Source organism: Streptomyces sp. NBC_01410, from assembly GCF_045040195.1.
Taxonomy (GTDB): Bacteria; Actinomycetota; Actinomycetes; order Streptomycetales; family Streptomycetaceae; genus Streptomyces.
Map to the genome: position 1 here is coordinate 7303889 of NZ_CP109530.1, position 14147 is coordinate 7318035.

General features: G+C 69.2%; 6 protein-coding genes. All 6 read left to right on the plus strand.

What is annotated here, in order from left to right:
• The first annotated feature begins 534 nt into the window (after positions 1-534).
• Positions 535-11025: a LamG-like jellyroll fold domain-containing protein gene (locus tag OG741_RS33470; RefSeq protein ID WP_405603897.1), complete on the plus strand. Its 10491-nt coding sequence runs from the start codon at positions 535-537 to the stop codon at positions 11023-11025.
• A complete protein-coding gene (locus tag OG741_RS33475) occupies positions 11022-11549 on the plus strand; it encodes a hypothetical protein (protein WP_405603899.1) in 528 nt (175 codons plus the stop codon). The genes OG741_RS33470 and OG741_RS33475 overlap by 4 nt, the downstream gene beginning before the upstream one ends.
• 299 nt (positions 11550-11848) lie before the next feature.
• Positions 11849-12028: a hypothetical protein gene (locus tag OG741_RS33480; protein ID WP_405603901.1), complete on the plus strand. Its 180-nt coding sequence runs from the start codon at positions 11849-11851 to the stop codon at positions 12026-12028.
• A 509-nt stretch (positions 12029-12537) separates the two neighbouring features.
• Complete coding sequence (gene panD, locus OG741_RS33485) at positions 12538-12954, plus strand: aspartate 1-decarboxylase (RefSeq protein ID WP_328666595.1); 417 nt, start codon at positions 12538-12540, stop codon at positions 12952-12954.
• A 32-nt stretch (positions 12955-12986) separates the two neighbouring features.
• Positions 12987-13334, plus strand: coding sequence for a GNAT family N-acetyltransferase (locus OG741_RS33490; RefSeq protein ID WP_405603903.1), 348 nt, complete (start codon positions 12987-12989; stop codon positions 13332-13334).
• Positions 13334-13987, plus strand: a complete 654-nt coding sequence (locus OG741_RS33495; protein WP_405603905.1) for an aspartate/glutamate racemase family protein — start codon at positions 13334-13336, stop codon at positions 13985-13987. Before OG741_RS33490 ends, OG741_RS33495 begins: the two co-directional genes overlap by 1 nt.
• The last annotated feature ends 160 nt before the right edge of the window (positions 13988-14147 follow it).

Sequence of the window (14147 nt, forward strand, 5' to 3'; positions counted from 1 at the left end):
GACGCGGCACGGGAGCGACCGGCTCGGAGGCGGTCTGGACAACCGTGCGACGCGTGGCCGTCCTCCGACGCGGAGCAACGGCGGCGTGAGGTCGTGGCCCATACGCCGTGGAGGAGCGGGAGGGCTTCTACCGCGGAGGCGAACCCACTCTCGCGCGAAGCGGCGTTGTGGCCTCTCGCGAGCCGTTGCACCGAACACCGCGCCGTCCAGGCCCGCGATGACCTGCCGGACTGTATTGCGATCAGGGCGAGCAGCCCCAGGGGCTCGAGGGTGGAACGGCGGACAGCTGCCCCGAAAACGCCGAGTCCGGAATGAGTCGGCGTGACTTCCGTCACGGGGTCGCTGCTCGCCGGTGGTGAGTTTGATAAGTCCATCACGACATGAGTGATATGGCCACACTCCCTGCCCGGGATCCAGTTCGTCAGATCCTGTGCGGAGTTTGTGCGTTCCCTGTGAATCCGGATAGGACTACCCCCCACTGATCATTTTCGTGGGGGCTTTAAGGTGCGTATCACGCGTCCACTCGTCATATTCATGGCGTTCACCATGGCCGTGCTTGCGGGCACGGAACAGACAGCCCTGGCGGTCAACCGCTGGGGCGAGGCGAGATCCGGCCCCGGGGCCGGCGAACTACCCGAACAGAATTGGGGATCGGCCCGCGGGCGTGGGCACAAGGCGTCCGGTGACGCCACGGACGCGGCTGCGGCCGGCGGCCGCAGTGGCGCTCTGATGGCGCCCGGCGAACTCGCGCCCGACTCCGGCACCACCCGGCTGAGGCTGGGCAACGCGCCCAAGGCGGCCGTGTCTTCCTACCGCAAGGTGCCCGCGCCGCGCCGGGCCGCGCCCAAGGGCTTCGACCCCAAGGCCAGTTCCGAAGTCACCGGCAAGCGCGCAGAGAAGGCGCGTACGTTCGCCAACCCGGACGGTACCTTCACGACCCGCTTCTACAACGAGCAGGTCAACTTCCGCGGCGACGACGGCAAGTGGAAGGAAATCGACACCCGGCTGGCGAAGGCCTCCGCGGGTGCGGGGACCGAGCCCGTCCCGGGATCCGGCTGGCAGGCCCGGTCGACCGAGGACAAGGTCTACTTCTCCGAATTCGCGGATGCGCAGACGCTGGTGCGTCTCGGTGTCGGCGACACCGCTGCGATCGGCTACGCGATCGAGGGCGCGGCCCGCTCGCAGGGGCGCGTGAACGGCAGCGTGATCACGTATCCGGAGGTCCGCCCTTCGACGGACGTGGAACTGATCGCCGGCAGTGACTCCGTGAAGGAGACGCTGATCCTCAAGGACAAGGGCGCGCCGACCGAGTGGCGCTTCGCGCTGACTCTGAAGGGGCTGACGGCGAAGCTCGACGGGCACGGCGGCGTCTCCTTCACCGACCGGACGGGCCGCCAGCAGGCGTGGATGCCGGCCGGCTGGATGGAGGACTCGAAGAAGGCGCCGAACTCCAACGAGGGCGTCATCTCCTCCGGTGTCACCTACGACATCGTGCGGGAGGGCTCCCGCCAGGTCCTGGTTGTGAAGCTGGACCGGAAGTGGCTGTCGGATCCCGAGCGGGTCTTCCCCGTGAAGGTCGACCCCTCGGCGAACGGCCTGGAGGCGGCCTCCGGCACGTACGTCGAGTCGCCCTACAACCAGAACTTCTCCAGCGCCACCGAACTCAAGGTCGGCACGTACGACGGCGGCGGCCACAAGGCGGCCTCGTTCCTGAAGTTCAACGGCCTGGACACCACCCTCAAGAACGCATTTGTGATCAATGCGAACCTGAGCCTCTACAACACCTTCTCGTACTCGTGCACCGCACGGCCGGTGACGGTCCACGAGATCACCTCGAACTGGTCCGAGGGCAGCACGTCCAGCTACCCCGGTCCCGCGACCGGCGGCGCCCTGGGCTCCAAGTCCTTCGCGCATGCATGGCGCCCGGAAGGCACGACCAACTGGCCCTGTGGGCCCGCGGCGTGGGAGGCGATCCCGCTCGGCGAGTCGGGCCGCAGGCTGGTCGACGACTGGACGCACGGCCGCAAGGCCAACTACGGCCTGGCTGTGAAGGCGGCGACGGACGACTCGAGGACCTGGAAGCAGTTCGGCTCCGACGACTACCCCAACGGCAAGCCCAGCCTCGACGTCACGTGGTCGAAGTACGGGGCCACGTACGGCCTGGGCGGCTTCGTTCAGCCCCCGACGGCCACCGCCGAGGGCACCTTCAAGGTCACCGTCACCAACCAGGGTCAGCAGACCTGGGGCGCGACCAGCAACTACAAGCTGCGCTACGACCTGTTCGACGCCAACGGCAACAAGGTCGGCGGTGACTACTGGAGCAAGATCCGGTGGACGCCGATGCCGTACGACATCGCGCCGGGCGGCACGGTCACCCTCGACGCCAAGATCGCCCCGCTGGAGCCCGGAACGTACACGCTCCAGTGGACCATGGACGAATTCCAGGTGCGGAGCTTCGTCGACGACGGGGTCCCTGGTCCCACCGTGCGCTTCGACGCAGTCAACGCGCCGCCGTACCTGACGGGTGCGGCTCCGCCGAGCGGCACGGTCGTGGACACCCTGACCCCGACGCTGTGGGCGACGGCCACCGACCGGGACAAGTCCCCGGGTGCGCTGACGTACCAGTTCGAGGTGTGTGAGGTCGAGGGCAAGGACGTCCGGAAGAACTGCCACGGCAACACGCATGCGGCGTCCGAGAGCTGGACGGTTCCGGCCGGCTGGCTCAACTGGGCCAAGACGTACGCCTGGTACGCGTACGCCAACGACGGCAAGGACCAGTCGGCGCGCACCGCGCCGTCGATCCTGAGCACGCAGGTACCGCAGCCCGTCATCACCTCCCACCTGGGCGGCGCCGACAGCGGCCGGACCTTCGGCGAGCGGGCCGGCAACTACGCCACCGCTGCCACGGACGCCGCCGTACCGAGCGTGGGCCCGGAGCTCGCGGTCACGCGTACGTACAACTCGCAGGACCCGCGCCAGGCGAACGCCTTCGGCGCCGGCTGGGCGACCCGCTGGGACATGCGAGCAGTCGCCGAGCCCGACGGCAGTGTCGTCATCACCCTGGACAGCGGCAGCCAGGTCCGCTTCGGCCGCAACGCCGACGGCACCTACAGCGCGCCGTCCGGTTCGGTGGGCGTGCTGACCGAGGTCGCCGGCGGCGGCTGGACGCTGCGCGATGCGGCGGCCGCGGTCCACACCTTCGACGCGACGGGCCGCCTGACCAAGGTCAAGGACGGCCACGGCCGCGAGCAGCTGCTCACCTACACGGCCGGCAAGCTCACCAAGGCCACGGACGCGCTGTCTCAGCGCGCGCTGTCCTTCACCTGGCAGGGCGCGCACATCGCCTCGGTGTCCACGGACGCCGTCGGACCGATCGCCCCGGCGCTCACCTGGTCGTACACGTACGACGGTGACCGCCTGGTGAAGGTGTGCCCGCCGTCTTCGACCACGGCGTGCTCTAGGTACGAGTACACGGCGGGTTCGAACTACCGGGGCATGGTGCAGGACGCCAACCCGGTCGGGTACTGGCGGCTGAACGAGGCCGAGGGCGAGTCCGCGGCCAGTGAGGCGGTCTCCCGCACGGGCATGAACGCCGGCCACTACCGCGACGTGCCCCTTGGGTCGGCGGGCGCGCTGGGCGCGACCGGCAACAAGGCGGCGTCGTTCGACGGCGCCAACTCCTACGTGGAGCTGCCGGGAACCGCCCTGTCCGCCTCGACCGTCCTGTCCGTCGAACTGTGGTTCAAGACGACCACGCCGGGGACGCTCGTCGGCTTCCAGGACAAGCAGCTGTCCGAGGGCCAGCCGAACCGGTGGAACCCGATTCTGGGCATCAACCAGGCGGGCAAGCTGCACGGCGGTTTCGAGCTCAAGGGCGTAGGGACCACCCCCGTCACCTCCCCGGGCACGGTCACCGACAACGCGTGGCACCACGCCGTGCTGACCAGCACGGGCACCGAGCAGATCCTCTACCTCGACGGCACGCGCCTCGGCTCCGTTCCCGGCGTGGTCGACCACTACGGCAAGACCTTCACCTACCTGGGCGCCGGCTACTCCAACTCGAGCTGGGACGGCGGCCCCGCAGGGGTACGCCGCTTCACCGGCTCCATGGACGAGGTCGCGGTGTACCACCGGGCGCTCGACGCCGGGGCGATCCGAGCCCACTTCGAGGCGCGTACGGGAGCCTCGAAGCTGACCAAGTCCACCCTGCCGTCGGGCCGGGTGGGTGCGACGGTCGAGTACGACGGCGACACCGGCCGCGCGACGAAGGTCACCGACGAGAGCGGTGGCCTGTGGCAGATCTCCGAGCCGCGCTACGAGGCGGGCTCGCAGGCCTACGGCGATGCCGTCACGGCGTCGGGGCCCGTCAACTACTGGCGCCTCGGTGACAGCGGCGGCGCGTCGGCGGCGGACGAGATGTCCGGCGGCGGCAACGGCTCCTACCGCGAAGGTGTCGCGCTCGGCGGTGTCGGGGCGTTCCTCGACGGCGACGACGGCGCGGTCACCCTCGACGGGTCCAAGGGCGCCATCGAAGTACCGTCCGAGTCGATCAGCGACGCCACCGCGCTCACCGCGGAGCTGTGGTTCAAGACGGACAAGCCCGGCGGTGTCCTGCTCGGCCTGCAGAACACCGAGCTCGGCACCACCCCGACGATGTGGAACGCGAGTCTGCTCGTCGACGGGGAAGGCAAACTCCGCGGTCACCTGTGGGACGGTCCGTCCGCGGGCTGGCCGGTCATGGGCGGCGTGAAGGTCACGGACAACAAGTGGCACCACGTCGTGATCACCGGCGGTTCCGCCGGTCAGTCGCTCTACCTCGACGGCGCCAAGATCGGCTCCAAGTCCGGTGTGGTCAAGCCGGAGACCCTCGTTCACGCCTACATCGGCAGCGGCTACTCCAGTGAGGAGTGGGACGGACAGGCCCGTGCGACCCGCTACTTCAACGGCCAGCTCGACGAGGCCGCGTTCTACACCAAGGAACTGACCGCCCAGACCGTCGCGGACCACTTCAAGGCCCGCAACCGGCTGGTCTCCGGCAACGGCGACCAGTACGAGGGCGTCGTGATGGCGGACGCCCCGGCCGGCTACTGGCAGCTGGACGAGTCCGGCGGCACGACCGTCGTGAACAAGGTCGCCGCCGCCGGTGCCAACGGCACCTACACCAAGGCGACGCTGGGCAAGCCCGGCGCGTTCGGGACCGGCGACGGTTCCGCGGCGGAATTCTCCGGTGACGGGTGGGCCGAGCTCGCCGGCGGCCACCTGGCGAACACCGACCTGTCGGTCGAGCTGTGGTTCAAGACCACCAAGCCGGGCGTGCTCTTCAGCGACCAGGAGAAGCCGCTCCCGGACGCCGTCGCCTACGCGCCCGTGCTGTACGTCGGCTCGGACAACAAGCTGCACGGGCAGTACTTCACCCGTGGCGTCGGCGCCACGAACACCTCGCCGAACACGGTCACGGACAACGAGTGGCACCACGCCGTGGTGACAGCGCTGGGGGCAACCCACTCGCTGTACCTCGACGGCGCCCAGGTCGCCCAGACCACCACCGTGCCGGTCACCCACGAGACCAACAAGCTCGCGTACATCGGCGCCGGCTACACCAAGTGGTGGCCCGCGTCCCCGGGCGACGGCGTCCAGTACTTCACCGGCCAGATCGACGAGGTCGCGGTCTACCCGCGGACCCTCACCGGTGACCAGGTCGCCCGGCACTACGGTGCCCGTGCCCAGGCCTCGGGTTCCGCCCTGTCCTCGACGGTGACGGTCACCGACCCGACGGGTGCGAAGACCAGCAGCACCTTCGACGCGGTCCGCGGCCAGCGCCGTACCGCGTCGACGAACGCGGACGGCGGTGTCACCACGTACGCGTACGACACCGGCGGCTTCCTGCACACGGTCACCGACCCGAACGGTCACGCGACCATCACCGGTCACGACGAGCGCGGCAACACCGTCTCGACGACGACCTGCCGGGACGCGAACTCCTGTTGGACCTCCTTCGCGGAGTACTACAACAACCCCGCGGACAAGCTGGACCTCCGCAACGGCAAGCAGATCGCGATCCGCGACGGCCGTTCCTCCGGCCCGGACGACAACCGGTACCGGACGACGACCTCGTACACGGAGCTGGGCCTGACCGACACGGTCACCTCGGTCGACGGCCGTACGGCGTCGACCACGTACACCACGGGCACGGAGCCCGCGGTGGGCGGCGGTTCGACTCCGAAGGGCCTGGTCGCCACCAAGAAGAGCACCGGCGGCGCCATCGTCTCGTACGCGTACTTCGCGAGCGGTGACCTGGCCAAGTCGACGGCGCCCTCCGGCGTGGTGACGACGTACACCTACGACGGCATCGGCCGGAAGGTCACCGAGACCCAGGTCTCCGACGCCACCCCGGCGGGCGTCACCACGACGTATGCCTACAACGCCATGTCCCGTGTCTCCGCGGAGACCGGCCCAGGCGTCAAGAACGAGATCACCGGTGTCACCCACACCGCAAGGATCAACCGCACGTACGACGCGGACGGCAACCTGCTGACCGAATCCACGGAGGACACCACCGGCGGCGACGCCACCCGCACCACCACCTACCGCTACAACACACGCGGCTTCAACGACAGCGTGACGGACGCGGCCGGCAACGAGGCGACGTTCAACCACGACGCCCTGGGCCGCGTGATCAGTGAGACGGACCCCGCGGGCAACGTCGTCACGCACACCTACACCAAGCGCGGCCAGCCGGCCGAGTCGGTCCTGAAGAACTGGACCGGCGACCCGTCCGGCCAGACCCGCGACCTGGTCCTGAGCTCGAACGCCTACGACCCGGTGGGCCGCCTGGCTTCGACGACCGATGCCATGGGCGCCACGACCGCCTTCACCTACTACGACGACGGCCTCAAGGCCACGACGACGGCGAAGCAGGTCACCCAGTCCGACGGCTCCAAGAAGGACATCCTGCTCGGGTCGACGGTCTACGACGGCGCGGGCCACGCGGTCTCGGCCACCGCGAGCGGCGGCCGCACGGTTGTGAACACGGTCGACGCCCTGGGCCGCACCACCCGCTCGGTGTTCGACCCCAACGGCCTGAACCGGGTCTCCACCTACGCGTACGACGCGGAGGACCGGCTCACCGAGCAGACCCAGTCCATCGACGGCACCGGCAAGAAGGTGACCTCGACCACCGAGTTCGACGCGGTGGGCAACCCGAAGAAGACGACCGTCACCGACGGCACCACGACCCGGGTCTCCTCGACCACCTTCGACCAGCGGGGCCTCCCGCTGACCCAGGTCACCCCGCGCGGCAACACCAGTACCGGCCGGTTCGACGAGCTGGGCCGCCTGGTCGAGACGACCGCACCGCAGGTGCAGGCCGAGGAGAACGGCGGTGCGGCCGCGGCCGTCACCCCGAAGACCCTCGTCGGCTACAACACCTTCGGCGAGGCCACCGAGTCGCGTGACACGCGCGGCCTGGTGACCCGTACGCAGACCGACAAGCTGGGCCGCCCCGTCGCGGTCACGCTGCCCGACTACACGCCGCCGGGCACGACCGCGGCCATCACGGCCGTCTCGCGCACGACGTACGACGCCCTCGGCAACACGGCCTCCACGACCGACCCGCTGGGCATCGCCACGTACTACGCGTACGACCAGATGGGCAACCTCGTACGCAAGACGGACCCGCTCGTCAGTGGCGGAGCGACGCTGCAGGCGCCCGGATCCACCACCTTCAACGAAACCTCGACCGACCTGTCCGGCCGCGGGGTCTCCACCTACACCTGGACCCCGACCGGTCAGCCGCTCTCCGCGACCGACCCGACAGGAGCGCGCACCGAGTCCACCTACGACGAACTGGGCCGCAAGCTCACCGCCACCACGGTCGAGCGCAAGCCCACCCTCCGGAACCTCGTCTCCCGCTTCACCTGGGACGACGCGGACAACCAGGTCTCCTCGACCACGCCCGGCGGGCGGGTCACCAGCGCGACCTACGACAAGGCCGGCCAGACCCTGACGGTCACCGACCCGGCCGGCGGCGCCAGCAGCGCCGTCTACGACGGCCTCGGCCGCAAGACCGAGAGCAAGGACGCGACCGGCCGCAAGACGGTCACCGCGTACAACCTCATGGGCAAGCCGTTGTCCGAAACGGACTACGGCACGGGTACGACGGCCCTGCGCACGGCCACCACCGAGTACGACGCCGACGGAAACGTCACTGCATCCGTCTCGGCCACCGGCGCGCGCCGCACGTACACGTACGACGCCCTGGGCCAGCTGACCAAGCAGGTCGAACCGGTCACGGGCACGGACTCGATCACGACGACCTTCGGCTACGACGCGGCGGGCCACCGCGCGCGCCTGACCGACGGCCGCGGCAAGGCCACGTACTACACGTTCAACACGTGGGGCCTGCCCGAGTCCACGATCGAACCGAGCACCACCCAGCACTCGGCGCTGAACAACCGCACGTGGACCAACGCCTACGACGCGGCTGGCCGGGTCGTCACCGAGCTGCTCCCGGGCAGCGTCAAGCGCAACAAGACGTACGACAACCTGGGCCGGCTCACCGCTGAGACCGGCTCCGGCACCGCCGTGGCCACCCGGCCGCGCAGCCTGTCGTACGACCTCGTCGGCCGTCTGACCGGTGTGGGCGGTGACGGTGTCCTCGCGGGCAACACGTACTCCTACAACGACCGCGGTCAGCTCCTGAACAGCGACGGTCCCTCGGGCACGTCCGCCTACACGTACGACGCGGACGGCCAGATGGCGTCCCGCACGGACGCGGCGGGCGCGACGGCCTTCACCTACGACCCGGCCGGGCGTCTCGACACGACGACCGACCCGCTCACCGGCACCCAGGTACGCAGCGACTACGACGCGGCCGGGCGACCGACGGTCGACGAGTACGCACGCCCGGCAGCCGGCGGCACCTGGACGATCGGCGCGAAGCGCTCGTACACGTACGACGCTCTGGGCCGGGTCACCAAGGACGCGGTGGCCCGCACCGCGGGCGGCACCGAGGTCCAGGGCATCGCCTACGAGTACGACCTCGAAGACCGTCTGGCCAAGAAGACCACGACCGGCACGGCGGGCGCGGGCATCCAGTCCTACGCCTACGACCTGGCCGGCCGGATGACCTCCACCACTGCGGGGAGCACCACCACCCCGTACGAGTGGGACAAGGCCGGCAACCTGACCAAGAAGGGTGACGTCACCGCCACCTACGACTCCCGCAACCGTGTCCAGACCTGGGGCACGCAGAATTTCGACTACAGCGCCCGCGGCACGATCAAGACGGTCACCGACGGCGCCACCAGCCGCGTCATCAGCTCCGACGCCTTCGAGCGCACGGTCAACAACGGCACGAGCACCTTCACGTACGACTCGCTCGACCGGGTCCTGACCAACGGCGGCAGCGCCTTCAGCTACGACGGCGGCTCCAACAACCTGGTAAAGGACGGCACGTCGACCTACAGCCGGACGCCCGGCGGCGCGCTGCTCGCGTCCGCAGTGACCGGCACGGCAGGCAGCGCCCAGCTGTCCGTCACGGACGGGCACACCGACGTGGTCGCCGGGCTCACCCCGGACGGGACCACGGTCTCCTCGTCCCGCGCGTACGACGCCTTCGGCAACGTGACGGCGTCCACGGGCGCGAACCCGTCCCTCGGCTACCAGTCGGGGTGGACGGACTCGTCCACGGGCGAGGTCAACATGGCCTCCCGCTGGTACCAGCCGGGCACTGGCAGCTTCACCAGCCGCGACACCTGGCAACTCGACCCGGACCCCTCGGTCCAGGCCAACCGCTACACGTATGGCAACGCGAGCCCGCTCAACGGCACCGACCCCACCGGACACTGGCAGGACACGGGTAACGGGCGCTATAGCGCGCCCAGGACCATCCCGAACCTCGGGAGACCGCCCGTGGTGCCACGTCCTCCCGTCATCGGGTTCCGGGGCGGTGGCGTTCTGGGCCTGCTGGGAATGATCACCCACAAGGTCGACCGCGAAGCCATCATTCGCCGGTACAACGAGCGCCTGAACCAGAACGCATGGGGCTGGAGTCCGGGTCCGGGCAGCGGTGGCTGCAACCATTGGATGTGCGGCACCGGCACTGCACCCAGGCCCACGGCCGCGTCCACGGACATCGGTTGGGCCTGGACCGAGACCAGAACCCGGTACTACGGTCCTCCCCCGAAGGGATGCAAGCGACACTGCAACGTCGGCACCGGCGCCCCCAGGCCCAGCCGACCCCTCCCGCCCCCGATCGACCAGAACCCCAACAACGGCAAGACCCCGGTCCCAGCGCCCAAGCATGTCGCCGACATCGCGATGGACGCGGTCCGTGACGCGACCTGGTCCCTGGGGGACGGCTGGGACATTCAGTACGACAAGAGCATATTCCTTGACTTCTTCGCAGACGTCTTGGGATTTGTTCCCAGTGAGCAGCAGTTCCCGGAAGAGGCGCGGGACCGTGGTGGCGATTCCGACAACGACGACGGACGCTGTGACGACAGCACCGGCGGAAACTCGAACGGCAACATCACCTACCTTCCGCGTGAGAGATTCCGTCCAGGGAACGACGGGTGCCGTGCAACCGGGGGTATCGCGGTATTCAACGGTGATGAATCCAAGGAAGGCGGCAGCAAGACTGCCTGGCAGTGGAATTGCATCACCGGTCAGATCGACCCGCCCGACTACAAGAAGATCCCGGAAAAGAGAAGGGCGCGAGGTCACTTGATCGGATGCCAGTTTGGTGGATCCGGCACTGATCTGGCGAACCTTGTTCCCCTGCACAAGGATGCGAACAGTCCCGTCATGAGTAAGATCGAGGGCCGGATCGCCAAGCAAGTCCATGAGGGTCAGAGGGTGGTATATGCTGTGACGCCCATCTATGGTGATCCCACATCAGGAATTCCTGACTACATCCACCTGCAAGCCAGGGGGAACGGCGGCCTCGACGTGGATTGCCATGTGCCCAACGTGCCGGGTAAGGCGAAAGCGATTTGCCTGTCAGAGCGGGGTATTGAGGATTGAGCCTCTCATTCATTCACGATCTGCTGGGGGAAGTCCGGCGTGACAGGCTGGCTCCCGCCGGCGCATGGTCTGCCCTCGAGCAGATCATCGGTGTCGACCTCCCATCCGACTACAAGGAATTTGTGGACGGATACGGCGAGGCGATGCTGTTCGATCACCTCTACGTTCCGCATCCGATGAGTTCGCCAAGTCTGGCTGAGTTCATCGAGAGCGAGAACGAGACCCTTCGGGAGGTGTTCGAGCCTGATTCGGACATGCCCGAACGGGTCCGAGAATCGTGGAACCGCATGATTCCCTGGGCCTACCACAACTGGGACGGCGACACGTGCGTGCTCCTGCCTCCGGTCGAGGGTGATGGCTGGCGCGTGGCCGTGGCCTTCCGCCAGTACCACCGATTCAAGGTCTTCGACGGGGATTTCTCTGATTTCCTCCGCGGGATCCTGAAGCTGGGGGAATTCCCTCCCGGTTGGCCTACCGGCGGACCCCTGTGGCGGGAAACAGAAGACGGCCCGTTGGTCTTCTGATCGGGTCAGCGGCGCGTCGTGCCTCTTCGGAGGCGCGGCGCGCCGCGCTTCTTTGTTCTGGCGCCGCCTCGGCGCCGGGTCGGCGCGCCAGGAGTTGCGGCGGTCACCCGTAAGAGGGATCCGCCTGCCGAGGGTGGCAGGCTGTGGCCGTCCGGTATCGGCAAGCAGTTCCCCGAGGACTTCCGCTACGTGCTCGGCCTGCAGGGGGCCGTCGTCGTCGGGATGGCGGACGGGTTCGCGCTCGCCTCCGGGACCACCGCGCTGGTCAACCTGCACACGGGCCCGGCACCGGCAACGCCATGGGCGCCATGCTCAACGCCCGCGCCAACCGCACCCTGATGGTCGTCACCGCCGGGCAGCAGGTGCGGGCCAAGCTCACCATGGAGGTGCTGCTCGCTGACCCGCAGGCCATCCTCCTGCCGCAGCCCGCAGCCCGCAGCCCGCAGCCCGCAGCCCGCAGTCAAATAGGCCAGCGCTGAGCTGGTCCTCGTGACCCGCGACGCCGACGAGGCCGCCAAGGCGCCCGTCGGGGACCCGTCGTCGCCGACCTCGCCCTGACCGCACGAGCCCTCGCCGACCGTCTGCCGGACGGCGCCCAGTTCCGTGCCCCCGACCGCCCCGTGGCTCGTAGGTGGAGGGCGTGGACCGGGGCGAGGCCGGCGATCCATGCGAGGTGGCGGCGCTGGCGAAAGGTACCCAGCCGGTGCAGGTGATGAACTCCACCGACGGCCGGGGTGCGGCTGGGGCATGTGGGGGCGTGGTCGTTGTGGCGCTGACCGTCCTCGGCGAGCAGTTCTCAGGGCAGAGAAGCGGAGGTGAAGTGGGCTCCGCTCAGGGTTGATGAGGCGTCAGGAAGGTCAGCAAGGGTCAGCGTCAGTCCTTCAACACCTGGGGACAGCTGACCGGAGATGCGAATCGTTGTAGGCTCTGCACATCGCCCTTGACCTGCGGAAAGCAGGCAGGGAGCAGACATTCCGGGAGTTTCTCGATGCTTCGTACCATGTTCAAGTCCAAGATCCACCGGGCCACCGTGACCCAGGCCGATCTTCACTACGTCGGATCCGTCACCGTGGACGCCGCGCTGATGGAGGCGGCCGATCTGCTGCCCGGCGAGCTGGTCCACATCGTCGACATCACCAACGGCGCCCGCCTCGAGACGTACGTCATCGAGGGCGAGCGCGGCTCCGGCGTCATCGGTATCAACGGCGCGGCCGCCCATCTCGTCCACCCCGGCGACCTGGTGATCCTGATCAGCTATGCCCAGGTCGACAACGACGAGGCGCGCACACTGGTGCCGAGTGTGGTCCATGTCGACGCGCAGAACAGGATCGTCGCGCTCGGCGCGGACGCCTCCGCGCCCGTACCCGGCAGTGATACGGAACGCAGTCCGCACGCCGTCGTGTGACCACTCACCAGCGCCGGAAGGAGCAAGCCGCCATGGCAGAACGCGACATCCGTGACAACCGGCCGAAGGGACTCCTGGAGGTGTACGAGGACGGTCGCGTGACGGGCCGCATCGTCTACTTCACCCTCGACGCGGATCCCGCAGCCCTGGTCGCCGTGCACACCGTGGTGGAGCCGGAACACGAGGGCAAGGGCATCGCGAGCGCCCTGGTGCGGGAGTTCTACGCGATGGCGGCACGCGAGGGCGTACCCGTCGTGCCCCTGTGTCCGTACGCCGCCGCATGGGCCGCCAAGCACCCCGACGAGGCCCCCGCGGCCCCGGCCGAACTGGTGCAGGAGGCCAAGGCGCAGCTCGAGGCCGACCACGCGGAGCTCTGGTAGTGCCCACCGGCCCTTCGGGGACGCTGGCGCTGCTGCACACCTCGCCCGTCCATGTCCCGGTCTTCGAGGGGCTGCGGGACACGGACCATCCGGGCCTCGGGCTGCGTCATCTCGTCCGCGAGGACTTGCTCGCCCGGGCCCGGGAACAAGGGCCCCAGGCCGTCGCCCCCGCCGTCGCGGCCGTGCTGGCACAGGCGGTCGACGAGGGGGCGAGCGCCGTTCTGTGTACCTGTTCCACGATCGGCGGCGTTGCCGAGGCATGCGCCGCCGGGCTCGGCGTGCCGGTGCTGCGGGTCGACCGCCCGATGGCCGCTGCGGCGGCTGCGGCCGGCCGGATCGTCGTGGTCGCCGCCGTGCACAGCACCCTGGAGCCGACCCTCGCGCTGATCCGTGACGAGGCCGCGGGCCGGGGCGTCAACGTGCGCACACTGCTTGTCGAGGGCGCCTGGGAGCTGTTCGAGGCGGGCGACCGCGACGGGTATCTGGACGCGGTTGCCACCGCCCTCGACGGGGTGCGGGAGGCGGATGTCATCGTGCTGGCCCAGGCTTCGATGGCGGACGCGGCAGTCCGTGCGACGACCGCCGTCCCCGTCCTGTCCAGCCCGAGGCCCGGACTGCGGGCCGCCGCCGGGGCCATCGCGTCCGGAGCATGACGCGTGGACCCGGCGCGCGTGGGCACGCGCAACGGGAGACATTGGGAACGCACGACTCCGTACCTCAGGAGGTCCGGCATGACCCAGCCGCCCGTACCGCCTTCGCCGCCCCTCCCGGGACCTGATCCGGGGCCCCTGCCCAGCCCGGTGCCGCCTCCGG